At 63.5% G+C, this 17,497-nt stretch carries 15 protein-coding genes; 7 read left to right on the top strand and 8 right to left on the bottom strand.

Annotated features, from left to right (window positions below):
- Positions 1-304: 304 nt before the first annotated feature.
- Positions 305-517, bottom strand: coding sequence for a DUF3126 family protein (locus tag ACQR03_RS01790; RefSeq protein ID WP_006611186.1), 213 nt, complete (start codon positions 515-517; stop codon positions 305-307).
- Positions 518-783: 266 nt separating this feature from the next.
- A complete protein-coding gene (cysE, locus tag ACQR03_RS01785) occupies positions 784-1,614 on the bottom strand; it encodes a serine O-acetyltransferase (RefSeq protein WP_315714689.1) in 831 nt (276 codons plus the stop codon).
- Between the two features lie 448 nt (positions 1,615-2,062).
- On the opposite strand from cysE, the gene ACQR03_RS01780 reads away from it, so the two are divergent.
- A complete protein-coding gene (locus ACQR03_RS01780) occupies positions 2,063-3,427 on the top strand; it encodes a hypothetical protein (protein WP_409977901.1) in 1,365 nt (454 codons plus the stop codon).
- A gap of 121 nt (positions 3,428-3,548) precedes the next feature.
- On the opposite strand, the gene ACQR03_RS01775 is transcribed toward ACQR03_RS01780, so the two are convergent.
- Complete coding sequence (locus ACQR03_RS01775) at positions 3,549-4,298, bottom strand: alpha/beta fold hydrolase (protein WP_315714691.1); 750 nt, start codon at positions 4,296-4,298, stop codon at positions 3,549-3,551.
- 147 nt (positions 4,299-4,445) lie between these two features.
- Positions 4,446-5,597 (bottom strand): hypothetical protein, encoded by a 1,152-nt coding sequence (locus ACQR03_RS01770; protein ID WP_434841513.1) that lies wholly within the window; start codon positions 5,595-5,597, stop codon positions 4,446-4,448.
- Between the two features lie 292 nt (positions 5,598-5,889).
- Here ACQR03_RS01770 and ACQR03_RS01765 point away from each other — a divergent pair, with 292 nt between their 5' ends.
- Positions 5,890-6,132 (top strand): zinc-finger domain-containing protein, encoded by a 243-nt coding sequence (locus tag ACQR03_RS01765; RefSeq protein ID WP_315714692.1) that lies wholly within the window; start codon positions 5,890-5,892, stop codon positions 6,130-6,132.
- A gap of 10 nt (positions 6,133-6,142) precedes the next feature.
- Positions 6,143-7,342 (top strand): FAD-dependent monooxygenase, encoded by a 1,200-nt coding sequence (locus ACQR03_RS01760; protein ID WP_315714693.1) that lies wholly within the window; start codon positions 6,143-6,145, stop codon positions 7,340-7,342.
- 16 nt (positions 7,343-7,358) lie between these two features.
- On the opposite strand, the gene ACQR03_RS01755 is transcribed toward ACQR03_RS01760, so the two are convergent.
- The 4 genes from ACQR03_RS01755 to ACQR03_RS01740 all read right to left on the bottom strand — a co-directional run bounded on the left by ACQR03_RS01755 (position 7,359) and on the right by ACQR03_RS01740 (position 10,951).
- Positions 7,359-7,733, bottom strand: coding sequence for a hypothetical protein (locus tag ACQR03_RS01755; protein WP_409999229.1), 375 nt, complete (start codon positions 7,731-7,733; stop codon positions 7,359-7,361).
- A 651-nt stretch (positions 7,734-8,384) separates the two neighbouring features.
- Positions 8,385-8,951 carry a hypothetical protein gene (locus ACQR03_RS01750; protein ID WP_316164483.1) on the bottom strand — a complete coding sequence of 189 codons (567 nt, stop codon included), beginning with the start codon at positions 8,949-8,951 and terminating at the stop codon, positions 8,385-8,387.
- A 40-nt stretch (positions 8,952-8,991) separates the two neighbouring features.
- The gene (locus ACQR03_RS01745) at positions 8,992-9,465 is read right to left on the bottom strand and encodes a hypothetical protein (protein ID WP_315729345.1); all 474 of its coding nucleotides are present in this window, start codon (positions 9,463-9,465) and stop codon (positions 8,992-8,994) included.
- 442 nt (positions 9,466-9,907) lie between these two features.
- Positions 9,908-10,951 carry a SphA family protein gene (locus tag ACQR03_RS01740; RefSeq protein ID WP_315714978.1) on the bottom strand — a complete coding sequence of 348 codons (1,044 nt, stop codon included), beginning with the start codon at positions 10,949-10,951 and terminating at the stop codon, positions 9,908-9,910.
- A 912-nt stretch (positions 10,952-11,863) separates the two neighbouring features.
- Between ACQR03_RS01740 and ACQR03_RS01735 the strand changes: the two genes are divergently transcribed.
- The 4 genes from ACQR03_RS01735 to ACQR03_RS01720 all read left to right on the top strand — a co-directional run bounded on the left by ACQR03_RS01735 (position 11,864) and on the right by ACQR03_RS01720 (position 17,342).
- On the top strand, positions 11,864-14,350 hold the full coding sequence (locus tag ACQR03_RS01735; RefSeq protein ID WP_315826229.1) for an arylsulfatase: 2,487 nt from the start codon (positions 11,864-11,866) through the stop codon (positions 14,348-14,350).
- A 179-nt stretch (positions 14,351-14,529) separates the two neighbouring features.
- Positions 14,530-16,011 carry a DUF1254 domain-containing protein gene (locus tag ACQR03_RS01730; RefSeq protein WP_434841514.1) on the top strand — a complete coding sequence of 494 codons (1,482 nt, stop codon included), beginning with the start codon at positions 14,530-14,532 and terminating at the stop codon, positions 16,009-16,011.
- Positions 16,012-16,037: 26 nt separating this feature from the next.
- The gene (locus ACQR03_RS01725; protein ID WP_315826231.1) at positions 16,038-16,490 is read left to right on the top strand and encodes a DUF2721 domain-containing protein; all 453 of its coding nucleotides are present in this window, start codon (positions 16,038-16,040) and stop codon (positions 16,488-16,490) included.
- A 138-nt stretch (positions 16,491-16,628) separates the two neighbouring features.
- Positions 16,629-17,342 carry a hypothetical protein gene (locus ACQR03_RS01720; protein WP_434841515.1) on the top strand — a complete coding sequence of 238 codons (714 nt, stop codon included), beginning with the start codon at positions 16,629-16,631 and terminating at the stop codon, positions 17,340-17,342.
- The last annotated feature ends 155 nt before the right edge of the window (positions 17,343-17,497 follow it).

Raw genomic sequence — 17,497 nt, 5'->3', positions numbered from 1 at the left:
GGGGCGACCACATGCGCCACGGCCATCGCGCGTCTCACGCCGTCCTGGGGCTATGGATTCCGGGCTCGCGCTTCGCGCGCCCCGGAATGACGGCGTGGATGGAAGCTGGGCTCATCCGCGGACGGATTGCGTGCTGACAGCGTGTGCGTAAGCACGCTGGAGCCGGTCTGCGGGAGCTGCTCTCTCAACCCGCGCGAGCGCGCCCCTGGGCGCGCCTGCACCACGATTCGTTCTGGCAACGCCGCCATCTTCGCAAGCGTCCCCGCATGCGCTTCGCGCTCATGCGGGCCGCTGCATCCGGCAACTACTCGACCAGATCGTCTTCCAGGATCGCCATCTGGAACTGGAACGAGCGGTCGTCGTCCTCGTCGTCGACGAACAGCACGCCGATGAACTCTTCGCCGATATAGACCTCGGCGGAGTCTTCCTTCTTCGGCCGCGGCACCACACGGATCTTGGGATTGCCGAACACGCGCTTCAGATACGCGTCGAGCTTCCTGACTTCCTGAACGTCCACGGTGATCTCCAATCGACAGCGAGGTTTGCAGATGATGCGGACGTTGCGGCGCGAACGTCCGTGTCCTTATGAGTTCGACATTCCAGCCCATCGATCGAGGCAAGACGAGCCGGCGATGTCGAACGACCTGAAAGGGACGCCGTGGATCTCACATTCACTCCGCCAAGACAAACGGCGGATCGTCAAATCCACAGACGCCAATGTGTTGGCACGAATTTCCCTGGATGAGAAGGTCTTGACTTCGCGGTCGCCGACGCGGTCGCGGCTCAGATCCCGATCGCGTTGATCATCTGATCCATGGTGCGCGACGGCTCCGCACAACCGGCCTCGCCGACGATCTTCGCCGGCACGCCTGCGACGGTGACGTTGTTCGGCACCGGCTTCACGACGACTGAGCCGGCGGCAATGCGCGCGCAATGACCGACTTCGATGTTGCCGAGCACCTTGGCGCCGGCACCGATCAGCACGCCGTGACGAATCTTGGGATGCCGATCCTCGTTCTCCTTGCCTGTGCCGCCGAGCGTCACGCCGTGCAGAATCGAGACGTTGTCCTCGATGATGGCCGTTTCGCCGCAGACGAAGCCGGTGGCGTGATCGAGGAAGATGCCGCGGCCGATGCGCGCCGCCGGATTGATGTCGGTCTGGAACACCGCCGAAGACCGGCTCTGCAGATAGAACGCGAAATCCTTGCGGCTCTTGCGGTACAGCCAATGCGCCAGCCGGTGCGTCTGCAGCGCGTGAAAGCCCTTGAAGTAGAGCAACGGATCGATGAAGCGCGTGGTGGCGGGATCGCGATCGTAGACGGCGACGAGATCGGCGCGAAACGCATGGCCGAGGTCCGGCTCGTCGCGCAGCGCGTCGTCGAAGGTCTGGCGGATCAGGTCGCCCGACAGCGCGGAATGATCGAGACGATCGGCAACCCGGTGCACGACCGAATCCTCGAGACGGCCGTGGTGCAGAACGGTTGAATAGATGAAGGTCGCAAGCTCGGGCTCGCGACGCACGATCTCTTCTGCCTCGTGGCGGATCCGATCCCATATCGGATCAAGCGTCGCCAGCTTGCTGCCCTGCTGCGGATTGGTCTGATGCATAGCCATGGCTGCTTCTCGCAGTTTCAGTGGGCGGGCCTTATAGCACGGCGCATGGAACGATGTCCTCAGCGGGCTGCGCGAGGCCGGGGATCCATTCCAGCCAGCCTGCCTCCCAGAGAACACGGGATTGAGACATTTCCGTTACGCCCCGCCGGTGACGTCCCGGTTGCGCCGCCATGCCATTCGGCACCGCGTCGGCTCAAGGTGGGCAGCAGGAACCCGAAATCAAGACGATCACCGGGGAAGCAATCGGTTCCCGCCCCTGGCGCACCCTGCGGGCGGATGGGGCGGATACCGGTGGCTGCGGCAAAAAGGAACCACCCGGAGGATCGAAGGCCGGCGGCCCCCCGTTCGATCACGGGATCGGCTTTACCATCCATCGCTCTGCGTCTACTAGTGAATATCGCCCTGACCATACTTCGGCCACGGTGCTCCTGATCGGGGGGACACGGGTATCAGTAACACTCAGATCCTGGACGAACGCGCGACCGAGGCCGGATTGGCCTGGCTCCCCGTCATCGTCATCCCGCTCTTCCTGGTCGCGCCGGCGCTGTGGAACGGCTACCCGCTGCTGCAGTGGGACACCGGGGGCTATCTCGCGCGCTGGTACGAAGGCTATCTGGTGCCGAGCCGCTCGACCGTGTTCGGGCTCTATCTGCATTGGGGCGAGGGCTCGAGCTTCTGGCTCAATCTCGGCCTGCAGGCGCTGGCGACGCTGTGGATCCTGCAGCTCACCTTGCGCCTGCTGGGACTGGCCCAACCGCTGCGACTGCTCTGGATCGGCCTGCTGCTGATCCTGACCACCGCCCTGCCCTGGCTCGCCAGCATGCTGCTGACCGACATCTTCGCTGGCCTGTCGGTGCTCGCGCTCTACATCATGGTCACTCAGGCGCGCCGGACCACCGTCCTGGAAAAGTGCGCGCTGTTCGGCTTCGTCGCCTTCGCCTCCGCCACCCACAGCGCTACGCTGGGCGTGCTGTTCGGCCTGTGCTGCGCCGGCTGGATCGCCTATCCCTGGCTGCGCCGGCAGATCGCGCTCTCCGGCCTGGTCCAGGCCAGCATGACGATCGTCGCGGGTGCGGCGATGCTGCTCGCGGCCAACTTTGCCCTGTCCGGCCAGCTCGCGTGGACGCCGGGCGGTACCGGCGTCGCCTTCGGCCGCATGCTCCAGGACGGCATCGTGGCGCAATATCTGAAGGACCATTGCGCCCGCGAGAAGCTGAAGCTCTGCCCCTATCGCAACGAGCTGCCGCCCACCGCCGACGACTTCCTGTGGGGCAACAGCATGTTCAACAAGCTCGGCCGCTTCGAGGGCATGAACGACGAGATGGGCTTCATCGTGAAGCGGTCGCTCGCGGCCTACCCGCTGTGGCAGGCCAGGGCCGCCGCGGTCGCCACCGCCGAGCAGCTGGTGCATGTGGCGACCGGCGAGGGCACCAACGGCTGGCTGCCGCACACCTATGGCATCATCGAGCGCTACGTCCCCTCGCAGGTCAAGAAGATGCGCGCCGCACACCAGCAGCACTGGGAGATCAGTTTCGCCGTCATCAACTGGCTGCACGTGCCGGTCGCGCTGGCCTCGATGCTGGCGGCGGCGGCGATCGCAGCGCACGCGATCTGGCGCCGGCGGCGCGACGACGTGGCCCTGCTCGCCATCACCGTGACCCTGGCGCTGCTCGGCAATGCCGTGATCTGCGGCGTCATCTCCGGCCCGCATGACCGCTACGGCGCCCGGATGGTGTGGATCGCCACCTTCACCGCGCTGATCGCGGCGGCGAGGTGGTTCAGCGGCGAGCGTGTGGACGGCTCCGCCGCATGACGCCCCCGTAGCCCGCATCAGCGACAGCCGGCGCCGCAAGGCGTCGGGATAGCGACATGCGGGGTCTCGCGCGCTGTGCCGGAGACCCCGGGGGGTCGCTGCGCTCGCCCGGGCTACGGCTTCAGCGCCGTGACAGAAAGTCGATCACCCCGGCCTTGTAGACCTTGTCGCCGACCGCGCGCATGTGATCGCGATTGGGGATATCGAGCACTTCGGCACCGGGGATGAGCGCGCCGAGCGCCGGACCGGAGCCCGACACTTCGTCGGCCGTGCCGACCGCGACCAGCACCGGCACGGCGATACGGCGGGCGTCGTCGCGCGAGATCAGGCCGCGCGAGCCGCGCATGCAGGCGGCCAGCGCCAGACGGTCCGAGCGGGTCTGGTCGGCGAAGGCGCGGAAGGTGCGGCCCACGGGATCGGTCACGTTATCGATCGAGGGCGCCTCGAGCGCGGCGGCGACGTTCTCGCCGGGACCGCCGCCTTCGATCATCGCCATGCCGATGCCGCCGAAGATCGCCGAACGCAGCCGCTCTGGCGCGGTCAGCGCGATATGCGCGGCGATGCGGCCGCCGAGCGAGTAGCCCATCACGTCGGCGCTGGCGAGGCCGAGATGATCCATCAGCGCCGTGACGTCGCTCGCCATCTCCGCGATCGAATACAGCGTGGGGTCGTACAGCTTGGCCGAATCGCCATGGCCGCGGTTGTCGAGCGCGATCACCCGGCGGCCATCCTTGCGCAATTCGGAGATCCAGGCCGGATAGACCCAGTTGACGTTCTTGCTCGAGGCAAAGCCATGGACGAGCACGATCGGATCGCCCTCCCCCTCGTCGATGAAGGCAATTTCAACGGCGCCGTTGTGAAAGCTCGGCATCGGTCGCGAATCCCGGAACGCTGGAGTGAAGCTGGTCGGACGAAGTCTAGATCATGATGCGATTCCACGGAATCGCATCATGATCTTATCCCTTTGTTTGAGCATGATCTTTTCGGAAAACCGGCTTCCACTTTTCCGGATCATGCTCTAGCCGCAGGACGCGGTTGCGGCCAGTTCGGGAGCGACGGCCGCGGCCTGCATCCGGCGCAGGCGGCGCCGCCGGCTCCGGTCGAGCCAGGCCTGGGTGGCCCGCTCGGTCATCGCCTTCAGCGATGCGACGAAGCTGAGCAGCGTCATCAGCGCGCCGAACAGCCAGAGCGCGAGATTGAATGCCCCCGCGGTCAGCAGCAGCGCGCCGCGGCCGAGCAGCTTCAGGATCGCCCGCGTCTGCCCGCCCTTGGCCTCCGCCAGGCGGGCCGCGCGGGCGATGTCCTTCGGTCCTTCGGCGAGCTTGAGCGAATCCAGTGCGCCGCGCGTGCCGGCCTTTTCGGTGATGCGGCCGACATCCTTGGCGAGCCGCACCAGCGCGCCGGCCTTCTCGGCGCGGAACGCCGCCCGGATCGCGGTCGCGGTCTGGCCCGGACGAAGCACCGAGCCCGAGGCCACCGCCTGCTGCAACAGCGGCGCATCGACCACCTCGCGCGCGGAGCGTCCCGCCCAGGCGGCGAGCCCCTCGCCGAGCCGGCCAACCTTTCGCGCATCCTTCACCAGCGTCAGCCCGGCCCGCACTGGCGCGGCGGTGCCGGCCGAGGCATAGGTTGCGGCGGTGACGGCAAGACCGGCCGTGGCCAGGCCCAGCACCAGGCGGTCGGTCTCCTCGCCCATCACCAGATGCTTGCCTTCGCGGACCGCGTCGCGGATGTCGCCGAACACGAAGAGATCGCCGGCTACCGTGCCGGACAGGCTCGCGACGTCGTCGACCTGGCCGGTGACGAGCCCGGTCGCGAACCGCTTGGCAACGCTGGCCGGCGCCTTCTCGGCGGCCACCGCATCGCTCACGCGCTGCACCAGCCCCTCGTCGAGCACCACCTGCTGATCCCGCGCGAGCGCGACGAAGCTCTCCGCGAGATCTGGATCGCCGGCGGCGAGCGCGTCCTCGATATTGCTGATGATCCGCGCCGGATCGTTCTGCAGAACGGACGCGATCTGAAGCTCCGACAGCCTCGCCGGATCGTCCTGCGCCACGACGATGGCTCCGGCCCCATAGGCGTGCGGCCATATCGCAGCGCCGACCGCGGCGCTCACGGCGAGCCCGGCCAGCGCCAGACCGAGTCCCAGCTTGATTCGCTTCGAGATCACGCCGCCTTCACGTTTTCGCGGGAACGATGCGGAGACACATAGTAATTCCCGTGCCTGACACAACGGCCCCGACGAAAGAAGGGCTTCTCGGCGGCCCTGAGTTTGTGTCGAATCCACAGGCCACAACATAACGGCGTGCGTTGCACCAAACGCGGGTTCCCAGCACTAGGAATTGGCCTTAAGGCTCAGTATGGTCGCGCCGTTTTCGACGCGCGCGGCCGTGCGACCTCAGTCCCGTCCTGCTCCGTCGTGCTGACCGCATACGCTCCCGTTGCCACGCGAGGTGATACCGATGGCCGATAACATCGTCCCGCATTTCAACAACGATGCCGGAGTCCCCGTCATCGAGATCGGCTCGCATGAGTTCATGTGCGTGGGCGCCAATCCGCCGTTCGATCATCCGCACGTGTTCCTCGATCTCGGCAACGACAAAGAGATCATCTGCCCGTACTGCTCGACGCTGTACCGCTATGCGCCGGACCTCGCCGCCGGCGAGGCGCGGCCGCCGGAATGCGTGCTGAAGGACGTCGCCTGATCGGCGTGTCGTGGCATCGCGTACCGTCTATGTGGCGGGGGCCGGAATTGGCGGCCTGACGGCTGCGCTCGCGCTCGCCACCAAGGGCTTCCGCGTCGTCGTGCTGGAGAAGGCCGAACGGCTCGAGGAGGTCGGCGCCGGCCTGCAGCTCTCGCCCAACGCCAGCCGTATCCTGCTCGATCTCGGCCTGGGGCCGCGGCTGACCGCGCGTGCCGTGGTGCCCGACGCCGTCAGCATCATGAGCGCGCGGGCCGGCGGCGAGATCGCCCGCCTGCCGCTCGGCGAGGCCGCGAGCCAGGCGGCTGGCGCGCCTTATTGGGTGATCCACCGCGCCGATCTGCAGGCGGCGCTGGCCGCGGAGGTGATGGCGCATCCGGACGTCGAACTGCGGCTCGGCTGCCAGTTCGAGGACGTCGCCGCCCACGCCAAGGGCCTGACCGTGGTGCATCGCCGCGGCAATGAGCGCCGCCAGGACGTGGCGCTGGCGCTGATCGGCGCCGACGGCGTGTGGTCGGCGGTCCGGCACCACCTGTTTCCGCAGGTCCGCGCCGAGTTCTCCGGCCTGATCGCCTGGCGTGGCACGCTCGACGCCCGGCAATTGCCACGCGAATTGACGGCAGCGCGGGTGCAGCTCTGGATGGGCCCCGAGGCCCATCTCGTCGCCTATCCGATTTCGGCCGGCCGCCAGGTCAACGTGGTCGCGGTGGTGCCGGGGACCTGGAACCGGCCGGGCTGGAGCACGGAAGGTGATCCGAGCGAGCTGAAGGCGGCGTTCGCGCCGCCGCGCTGGCCAGCGACGGCGCGGCTGCTGCTCAATGCGGTCGACGGCTGGCGCAAATGGGCGCTGTTCGGCGTCCCCGAAGGCATCGAATGGACCGAGGGCAGCGTCGCGCTGCTGGGCGACGCCGCGCACGCCATGCTGCCCTTTGCAGCGCAGGGCGCGGGAATGGCGATCGAGGACGCGGTGGTGCTCGCCAAGTGCCTGAGCGAGGCGCGCCCGGACGGTCCGGGCGCGATCCCGGCTGCGCTGAAACGCTACGCCAAGCTGCGCCGCCCGCGCGTCGGCCAGGTGCAGCGCACCGCACGCAATCAGGGCCGCCTCTATCACATGACCGGACCGCTGGCGCTGGCCCGCGACCTCAGCATCAAGGCGCTCGGCCCGCAGCGCCTGTCGGCGCGGCAGAGCTGGATCTACGACTGGCGGCCGTAGGCGAAGCGGCCCGGTCTCAGTAGACCGAGCCGTCCCGCGGCAGGGTCGACGGCGTGCCCGCACCGGAGGCCATCGGCCGCGCGGGACGCGCCGGCTTGACCGGCTTGCCGGATTTCGCAGCAGCCGGCTGCGGTGCCGGGGTCTCCTGGCACTTGTTGCGGCGCCAGGCCTCTTCGGCGAACTGGGTCTGGCCACGGATCGCGATATAGTCGTTGCGATAGGCGACCTCGGCCACCACCGCGCCGCCGGCTCCGGTCTCTGCCTTGGCCATCAGGCCCTGCAGCTCGGCTGCGCGCCCGGCCAGCGCCTTGCGCTCGGCCTCGAGCTGCTTGCAGTCATAGAGCTCATACTTGGCCGGATCCGCGAAGGCGGTCGACACGCTGTCGCTCATGCCGGCGCAGCCCGACAGCAACGATCCCAACCCCAGCAGTCCCGCGGCCAGCGCGACGCGAAGCCGATCGCTGGTCACGCAGCCTCGACCGTGCAGCGGCGTCGAGCCATTGGCTCGATCCTGGGCTCGATCATGGGCTGATCGGCCGCGGACATCGGCCCGAACGGCGGCAGCATTCGTCTCTGCGATGGTCCTCGGATTCGTCACGCTCACCTCGCCCAACGACCGGCCCGCAAGGGATGCGGATCCGAATCGGATTCTCGTGATGGGTCCGTGCCTTACAACGGCCGCTTCGTCCATGTCTTGCACCACGTGATCCCAGACTTGGCAAAGCGCTTCAACGCGAAGGCATCTCAAAGCAGCTGGTGACGGCCGGATTGAGGCTTTACCAAGGCGCTCGCGCTGGCTTGAGCAGGAGCTTCGTCAGGCACGCCATTGCCGGACGCTTACGGTTTTTCACCTTGATCCGGTCCCTTTCACGGTGCGGGCGGTCAATCGGTTTCGACACCATCCCCTCTTATCCCTTGCTGCGGGCGGCGGGGACCCGATCTCGCCGCGCCCAAGGGAGCGACGAGGAGGCCGCCCGAGCGAGAGAAACAAGCTTCGGGGCGGGACGGCGGCGCCGGCCACAGAGCGCCGCCGTTGGCGAGATCAGCGATCGGCATCACCGATGCGAATATAGATGCGCGATCCATTGCAGATCTGAGCGTACTGGTTGCCATCGGAACGGCTGACCAATTGGACGATCGGCGCGGGCTGGGCGAATGTGATGGTCCGCGCGCCCTCGCTGATCACCCCAGTCGCATCTGCAACGTCGGCGACTTGCGTCAGCCCGGCGATCGGGCCGGTCAGGATCGTGTGGCTGTACGTGCCCGGCACCGCCTTGAGCAACACCCTCTCATCGGAGGTGATCGTGTAGGTGAACTTGTATGAGGTAACGCCGGTCTCGCCTCCGCCGGTGTCCACCGAGAAGTCCTGGACATCCATCATCCCGGTGCCATCGGCGCGAAGCACCATGACGCCTTCGACGGTGAAGGAAAAGAGCTTCAGCGGGCCGACCTTTGGCGTGAAGTTCGAATTGAATCCGACAGCGGCCGGATTCCGGATGCACAACGATTTGCCAGCTAACGCATAGGTTCCGCGTAGACTTGCATGATCATTCGCAGACGCGGCCGTGCTTGCCGTCGCAGCGGCGGCCAAAATAAGAAGGCGGTGCATATGGTTTCCTCCCCGATCAGAACAATGGCTCGCCCTTACATCAGCGGTCGTCGTCGCTGAGGCGGGTCATGATGAGAGATCCATTGCAGATCCGGGCAAACTGGGTGCCATTGGAACGACTGACCGTCAGGACGGTCGGCGCGGGCGGAGCGAGGACGATGGCCCGTGCTTCTTCGCCGATGAATCCGCTGGTGTCGGGAACATCGACGACTTGCGTCAACCCGGCGTTCGGTCCGGTCAGGGTCGTGGAGCTGTACGTACCTGGCACCGCCTTGACCGACAGCTTGCCACCGGGGTCAATCGAGTAGGTGATTTGGTACGAGATATCGCTGGTCGTCCCTTCGCCGGCGTCGACCGTGAAGGACCGGTTGTTCACCGTGCCGGTGCCGTCGGCGCGAAACACCATGACGCCGTCGACGGTGGTGGCGAAGAACACGACCGGACCCTTCGGCAAGAAGTTCGAGTCGAATCCGATCGACGCCGAGTTCTGGATACAGTCCGATGCGCCCGTCATCGCATAGGTCCCGTGAAGCCGACTGGGGTGATCATGAGCAAACGCCGCCGCGCTTGCAGTGATACCGACGAGGACCAGAATAGAAGAGCGATGCAAAATAGCCTCCCTGATCGAATGATCGCCCTTGCGTGGGCTGGAGGTACCATATGCCGCAAAGATGACGATTAGTCGTTGTTAGTCACAAAGCTGCAAAATAGCGCTACACCCGCACGAGTTGAATGCTCTGCGGCAATTTCTCATGCGAACAGCTCGACTCTAGCAGGCGCAATCTTCACATCAGTCCCAGCTCCTCGTGCATCCACAACCAACCGTGCCGGATCCGAGGTCGTGTCCCCGGTGGTGGTGTAGCTAGCGGTGGGGCAGCGCGCTCGCCGGGGAGAGCCGGGCAGGTCAGCTGGCGATTGCCGGGGCGGGAGCTGGGCCGCCACGGCTCATCAAAGCCTTATTTCGTTATCATCCGCCTCGGTGGCGCGGTCGGTGTTGGTGCTGCCGGCGAGATGACAAACGTCACCCAGGCGTTCCAGCCGTCAGGCCGGTTTTCCGCGGCAAATTCCTTGTAGGCCTTGAAGTTGAGGTAGCCTTGCATGTCACCGACCGGGAAGATAAACCCGACCTGCGGGCCGACACCCGCGACCTGCGAGCGGAAGCAGCCGACGCGATCGCCGGAGCCGCTATCGCAGCCAAGTTGCTTGTAGACGTAGCCCACCAGCCCGATCTGGACCTGCTTGCTCAGGAATTGCGAAGCGCCCCAGTCGAAGTGCATGTCGACGCCGCTTTGATACTGCGTGTCAGGATTTGTGAAATTGTAGGTGAAGCCTAGCACGCCGGAGAGCTCATGTCCGCTCTGTGGATTGAAATAGGTGTAGCCGCCGCCCGCATCGATCGTCCCATGCCCGATCCCGATATTGGCGAGGCGCGTGGACTGGTAAGCGCCGACAGGGATGTCACCCATCACGTAGGTCATGTAGTTGTTGACGCCCGCGTTCCAGCGCAGTGCGAATTGGGGGATCAAATCGCCGAAGCCAGTGATGGAATCGCTGACGGAATCAAAGCGCGAGAACGGAATTGAGCCGCCCGGTGTTGAAAGCGAGCCCGTCACCAATCCATTGAGCGAGGTTGTATTTGCGCCGTAGATTCCGATCAGGCTTGCAGACGCCTGACCACCGAGAACCGGTGTCGCGAAGACGTAGGTCGCGTTCAGCAGGCCAAGATCGACGTTCGCATTGACGTTTGCGTTCAAGGTAGCTGTCAGATTCGCAGGAATACGGCCGATCTGGATCTCACGAGCGCGCGCCACGTCCCTGCCGGCAGACACTGAGGTATGATAGTAAATTGACGCAGCCGACCAACCGGGCTGCTGAGGCGTGGCGGCAAGGCTACCGAATGTGCCCGGAATCCAAAAGCTGATGCCGCTCTCATCTGCCGAGACAATCGTCGGTACTGATGCAATGGTCGCAAATGCAATAGCGCCAAGCGCCCTCGTCATTCTCATGGCAATCTCCTGCCGAACCACGACCCTCGCTCATAGTGAGTGACGAGCATGATGCTGACAGTATGACAGGCCGTACTGCGCCGGGCGATAGCCGTCACGATGACAGGGAACAATTTGCAACCGGATGTTGCAAGTGAAGCACAGTGTCGCGCTGGTCCGCCGCTTAGCAAAGAATTGCTTGTTTGTTCCTAGGGAAATTCACGCGGCGCTCTGAGAGACAGGACAGCCTCGCGCGTGATCATGCGAGAAACCAAGACAAACCTTGTCGCCGCTTGGGAAAGTGCCTTTTGGTTTCTCGTCTTTCAGGAGGCAGTTGCCAGCTACATCCATAGGGCCACGCTGTCTCCGCGCAGCCATCTCCCAGGTCAAGACGATTGCCCTACTCGAGACGATCGCTCTTGATCGCAAGCCGATGCTTCGCAGAAAGCTTCTGCCAAGAAACCAACGAAACTGCTGCCACCAAGGTGATCGCGAGCGCGGCGCCGACGACGGGATGATTGAGCTTGTAAGCGAGCATAGCGTATCGCTGTCGATCCAGGAAGACCAGGAAAGCTTGCCTTTGACGGTTTGAGACTCAGAAAATGTTCCCCATTGATTTCGCTCAAGGTCCGTTATTCGACTTGTTCGGTGCAGCACGATGCCGAACGTGTGCGCGTGTCCTGCTCTTCAATATTTCTTCGATATTTGATGGTTCTTTGCAGATGCCTGACCGGCGTGAGACATCGGCAGGTCCATACAATAATACAATAGATGAGCGTGCCCCGCTGGTTAGCACAGCCAGGCGATCGCATCTGCTCCTAGGCGCCTTCGCGCGTGGGTTGATCTGCGTCAACGTCGCTCCTTGCGCCGTCCTAGAGGATCACAAGTATCTGCGCGGTTGCGCGCACCTCTTGGGGAGGGCCTGCGATGAATTTTCGTGCGATTGCTTCCATATTGTTTTTGACGTCGGCGATATCCGCCCCCGCGTTTGCACAGCAAGCGCAACCGACTACGCCGCCGCTCGGCTCCCCGGCCGCGACCATCACCATTCCGGGTGACCAGCTTCCACCGCCACCGCCGAAATTCGGCGGCACGATCACGGAGGATGCGAAGACCTCGAAGCCGTGGTGGCCTCCGACGGTCGTGCCGCGTAAAGGTGCGCCGAACGTTCTGCTGATCATGACCGACGATTCCGGTTATGGCGTGCCGAGCACATTCGGCGGGGTGATCCCAACGCCAACGCTCGATCGCATCGCCAAGAATGGCCTGCGCTACACCCAATTCCACTCGACGGCGCTCTGCTCGCCGACGCGAGCGGCTCTGATCACCGGTCGCAACCATCACTCGGTCGGCTTCGGCCAGATCAGCGAACTGGCGACTGGATATCCGGGCTATGACTCGGTCATCGGTCCGGAGAACGCGACTATCGGCCGGATTCTGAGCGACAACGGATATGCCACATCGTGGTTCGGCAAGAACCACAACACGCCGTCCTTCCAATACAGCGCGGCCGGTCCGTTCGACCAATGGCCGAGCGGGATGGGCTTCCAGTACTTCTACGGCTTCATGGGTGGCGAGACCGACCAGTGGACGCCGTACCTGTTCCGCGACCACACCCCCGTTTACCCGTGGGTCGGGAAGAAGGGCTACAACCTGATCACCGACATGGCGGACGACGCGATCCGTTACATGAAGGAACTTGACGCCGCGGCGCCCGAGAAACCGTTCTTCGTCTACTACGTACCTGGCGCAACCCATGACCCGCACCAGCCAACCAAGGAATGGATCGACAAGATCAGCAAGATGCACCTGTTCGACCAGGGCTGGGAGAAGTTGCGAGACCAGATCTTCGCCAACCAGAAGCGATTGGGCGTGATTCCCGCAAACACGCAGCTCACGCCGTGGCCGGACGTCTTGCCGAAGTGGGATTCGCTCTCGGAGGTGAAGAAAAAGATCGTCATTCGCGAGGCCGACGTGTTCGCGGCCTATACCGCCTATGTCGACGATGAGATCGGCCGGGTGATCCAGGCGGTCGAAGACATGGGCAAGCTCGACAACACGTTGATCATCTACATCAACGGCGACAACGGCACGAGTTCGGAAGGCTCGATGATGGGTACGCCAAACTGGCTGACGGTCGCCAATGGCGTGCTCGATTTGCCGGAGGTCGAGTATCTTCGTTATTACGAATCCTGGGGTTCGGACCAGACCTATCCGCACATGGCCGTGCCGTGGGCGTGGGCGTTCGACACGCCCTTCAAGTGGACCAAGCAGATCGCGTCGCATTTCGGTGGGACGCGGCAGGGTATGGCTATCTCGTGGCCCGGCCACATCAACGATGTCGGAGGCATTCGCCCCCAGTTTCATCACGTGATCGACATCGTGCCCACAATCCTTGAGGCAGCCGGCATCAAGGCGCCCGACATGGTCGACGGCATCAAGCAGAAGCCCATTGAAGGCGTTAGCATGGCGTACACGTTCGACAAGGCAAATGCCAACGCACCGTCGAAGCGCACGACCCAGTACTTCGAGATGTTCGCCAACCGCGGCATTTACCACGAAGGCTGGTACGCCGCGACCACACCACCCGAGCCGCCGTGGCTTGTCGGCACGAAGGCGCTGCCGCCGGTCGAGCAGTACAAGTGGGAGCTCTACAACCTTGCCGAGGACTTCTCGCAGGCGGACGACCTTGCGGCGAAGAATCCCGAGAAGCTCAAGGAACTGCAGGCGGTGTTTGCGGCGGAGGCGAGCAGGTACCAGGTGTTTCCGCTGGATAACTCGGTGCTCCCGCGACTTCTCACGCCGCGGCCGAGTGGGACGGCAGGGCGAACGGAGTTCACCTATGTCGGTGAGAACGCTGACATTCCGATTGCCAATGCTCCCAGCCTCCTGAACAGGGACTACACGATCACAGCCGAGATCACCGTGCCCAGTGGCGGTGCCGAAGGGATGATCGCTACAATGGGCGGGAGGTTCGGTGGCTACGGCCTTTACCTGCTCAAGGGCAAACCGGTCTTCGTCTACAATCTTCTCAATCTCAAACGTTACCGCTGGGAGGGCGGCGTTGGAGCCGATGACTGGCTGGGCCAGGCGCTCAGTCCGGGTAAGCACAAGATCGTCTTCGATTTCAAATACGATGGACCCGGACTCGGCAAAGGCGGCAGCGGTGTCCTTTCGGTTGACGGCCGAGTGCTGTCGCAACAAAAAATGGAACACACGATTCCATTCATGATGGCGATCGATGAATCCATGGACGTTGGGCTCGATACCCGCACCGCGGTCGATGATAGCTATACGCTGCCATTCCGATTCACCGGCAAGATTGACAAACTGACCTACAACATCAAGCCGGAACAGTTGGCTGAGGAAGATCTCAAAGCCATGCAGAAGGCCGCGACCAAAGCAAACGACTAGCCTGGTCATTCCCAGCAAAGCAGTGGGGAGCAAAAAGCTCCCCACTCTCAGAACCCGATATGTTCCGGGCGTCATCTGCGGCGGTCTCCCTCTTCCACGGCTTGCGACCGAAAGACGGGACGTTTCGAGCTTAGGTCAAACATGGGTCGAGCGGCGCGCTAATGAAAAGGAGATCGCTCATGAATTCATCTGCTGGACAGGAAGGCATTTCGCTTCATCGCCGCTGCCTGCTCACGAGCGCACTCGGTGCCGGGCTGGGCACAGCCTTGTCATCCACAAGAAGCGAGGCGGCCGGCCCGCTGCTGCGCGCACTCGGCGACCTGAAGGGCGATGTCGAGGAAGAACTGGCGTATGTTCTTGCGTTGGAATGCTATGTCTACGGCTTTCCGCTTGTCATGATGGACGCAACCCGAGCGGTGATGACGGCCACGTCGAAGTCCGAACAGTATAAAGCGCCTGTCAACCAGTTCGGCAGGATGCGGACTTATGTCGATCCGGATTTCAAAGACTGCGTCCGCATCAGCGTCAACTCCCTCTGGGCGTTTTCATTCATCGACCTGGACAAGGAGCCGTTCGTCTATTCTCAGCCCGACACTCAGGGGCGATACATCATCATGCAGGCGCTCAACATGTGGACCGACGATTTCGCCTCGGCGGGCAGTCGGACGACCGGAACTGGCGCCGGAAACTTCCTGATCGCCGGCCCCAAATGGAACGGTGTTGCGCCCAATGGCATCAAGCAAACGTTCCGTTCGACGACCCGCTACGCATCTGTTCTGGTCCAGATCGCATGCGACAGCCCCAAGGAGTTCGTTGCAATCAACAAGCTGCAGGATGAATTGCAACTGACGCCGCTCAGCGCCTGGGGCAAGTCCTACACGCCACCCTCCGATGTGCCGATCGACACCAGTGTCGATACAACGGCGACGCCGTACGATCAGGTGCGGCTCATGACCGGCGAGATGTTCTTCAAGCGCCTCGCCGCTGCGTTGAAGGACAACCCGCCTTACCCTGACGACGCCAAGACTATCGACAAGCTCAAGCGCATCGGGATCGAGGTCGGCAAGGACTTTGAACCGTCCAAGCTCGATCCGGCCGTTCTGCGGGGGATCAACCGGGCGCCGGCCGAGGTCTGGTACAAGCTGGAAACAGGCCCCTACACTGCGCCGACCGTCAACGGCTGGCAGGGCGCGCTGAATATCGGTCGCTTCGGTACCGACTACACCACGCGGGCATTCATCGCCTGGTTTGGATTGGGGGCGCTGACATCGGACGATGCGGTCTATCCAACCGCCTTTGTCGATGGCGACGGCAACGTGCTGGACGGCGCGGCGAAGTATGTTCTCCATCTGGAGAAGGACGAGATATTCCCATCCGAAGCTGGGGTCTGGTCGGTCTCGCCCTATCGCGAGAATTTCTATGTTCGGAACGCGATCAACCGCTACGGCATAACTTCGGCGATGCCGATCAAATACAATCCAGACGGCTCGCTCGATATCTACATCCAGGCGCAATCACCAGGCGCCGACAAGGAGACGAATTGGCTTCCGTGTCCGCCGAGCCTGCCCTTCAATCTCAGCGTCAGGGTCTATCAGCCCAAGACTGCCCTTAAGGATGGCACGTTCAAGATCCCGCCCATCCGGCGCGTTCGCGACACCTGAAGAACTTGCAAGGACTGCGCGAGGAGATGGACAGTGTAATCCAGTTAGTGCCGGTAACGCCTTCAATCGACCAGCTGGCACGGATCATCGGCAACGTGGCGGCCCCGGCTTTCCTGCTGGGAGCCGTCGCGTCCTTCATCTCGGTTCTTATTTCCCGCATCAACCGTGTGGTCGACCGGGCCCAGTTCCTTCACGGCATCACCGATGATGATGCTTCAAAGGCTTACCTCAAGACGGATATTCCCCGGCTGCGGCACCGGGCTTCGCTCCTGAACAGGTCGCTGTTCTGCTCCATCCTTTCTGCGATCCTCACCGCCCTCATCATCATCGTTGCCTTCATCAGCGCCCTGTTCGATGTTGCCCACGAATATGGCGTGGCGCTGCTGTTCATGGCTGCGCTGCTGACGTTCTGCGCTTCTCTCATCGACCTCGCCCGCGAAACCCGAATTGCACTTCACGACAACGACCTGCGCGTGTAAGTCTTCCAGGGCAGTCGAGGGGTGATCGGATGTGACGAAGAGGTCTCGGAAGAGGCGCGGGCGTCAGAAGGCCACCGCGACGGCCCGGCCTGAACAAGCCCTTCGACTCCTGCTCAACGCTCCGCGCCAACATTCCGCTTGCGGACTGCCGCGCTGTTGGCAATCGGGTCGGGTGCGCTGTTTCCTCTGCTTGCAAGCGGGCTGTCCTGGTTCAAGACGCCGGATACCTCGTCTCAGCCGACCAGCGTAGCAGAGCTGAGCTTTGTCGGCAGCCAAGCGTGCAGCGGCTGCCATCAGGCGGAGACAGGGCTATGGCAAAGCTCGCAACATCGCCACGCTATGGATCACGCGAACGACACGTCGGTCCGCGGCGACTTCAACGATACAGCGTTCGAATATGCCGGAACGCGCTCGCGCTTCTTCCGCAAAGACCGGAAATTCTTGGTCGAGAAGGCCCACAAGGCCGATCCCAACGCAAACCGCGAGTGGGAGCCAGAGGAGTGGCAATTCGCGCGCGAGAACGCTCCGCTCGAGATCAAGATTTGCCTGTTCCTCGCACGTTACAAGACGCGCAAGAACGACAAATTCGTGAACCTACCGGTGCTGCCCGAGTTGCAGGCCTTCATGGGCGAGCTGAAGGTGCAGCGGGCGAACAGGCTGATCGCTGTCCGCGACGACGGGACGGTGTGGCCGTCCGAGAAGGAGATGCAGACCCGGGTGAGCCACTGGCTGCGCGACCGGGAGCGCGCCGGCCACATTGGCGCCGGCACCACGCTGCACGGTCCTGCGCGTGTCCTACGCTGCTTGGTGGAGGCGCAACGGCGCCAACACCCGCGAGGTGGCCGATCTTGATCGGCGACGAGTCTGAACGCATGGGCGCCCACTATACCCGGCACGTCGAGGCCGAGCAGAACATCATCCGGGCATTCAGCAGGATCAAATACGGTCAGGACAAGGCGTGAACGGGTTTTGTAACCGAAATGGAAAACGCAAGGGTTCGATTGGAA

Source organism: Bradyrhizobium sp. HKCCYLS3070 (genome assembly GCF_051167575.1).
Lineage (GTDB): Bacteria > Pseudomonadota > Alphaproteobacteria > Rhizobiales > Xanthobacteraceae > Bradyrhizobium.
The sequence above is the reverse complement of the archived record's forward strand: the minus strand, read 5'-3'. Positions and strand labels throughout refer to the sequence as shown.

Bases quoted from the DNA above. Each gene is read 5' to 3' on its own strand.
- ACQR03_RS01725 (WP_315826231.1), top strand. From the start codon at position 16,038: ATGGACAGTGTAATCCAGTTAGTGCCGGTAACGCCTTCAATCGACCAG.
- ACQR03_RS01765 (WP_315714692.1), top strand. From the start codon at position 5,890: ATGGCCGATAACATCGTCCCGCATTTCAACAACGATGCCGGAGTCCCC.
- ACQR03_RS01750 (WP_316164483.1), bottom strand. From the start codon at position 8,951: ATGCACCGCCTTCTTATTTTGGCCGCCGCTGCGACGGCAAGCACGGCC.
- ACQR03_RS01730 (WP_434841514.1), top strand. From the start codon at position 14,530: ATGAATTCATCTGCTGGACAGGAAGGCATTTCGCTTCATCGCCGCTGC.
- ACQR03_RS01775 (WP_315714691.1), bottom strand. From the start codon at position 4,298: ATGCCGAGCTTTCACAACGGCGCCGTTGAAATTGCCTTCATCGACGAG.
- ACQR03_RS01740 (WP_315714978.1), bottom strand. From the start codon at position 10,951: ATGACGAGGGCGCTTGGCGCTATTGCATTTGCGACCATTGCATCAGTA.
- ACQR03_RS01735 (WP_315826229.1), top strand. From the start codon at position 11,864: ATGAATTTTCGTGCGATTGCTTCCATATTGTTTTTGACGTCGGCGATA.
- ACQR03_RS01755 (WP_409999229.1), bottom strand. From the start codon at position 7,733: ATGAGCGACAGCGTGTCGACCGCCTTCGCGGATCCGGCCAAGTATGAG.
- ACQR03_RS01745 (WP_315729345.1), bottom strand. From the start codon at position 9,465: ATGACGGGCGCATCGGACTGTATCCAGAACTCGGCGTCGATCGGATTC.
- cysE (WP_315714689.1), bottom strand. From the start codon at position 1,614: ATGGCTATGCATCAGACCAATCCGCAGCAGGGCAGCAAGCTGGCGACG.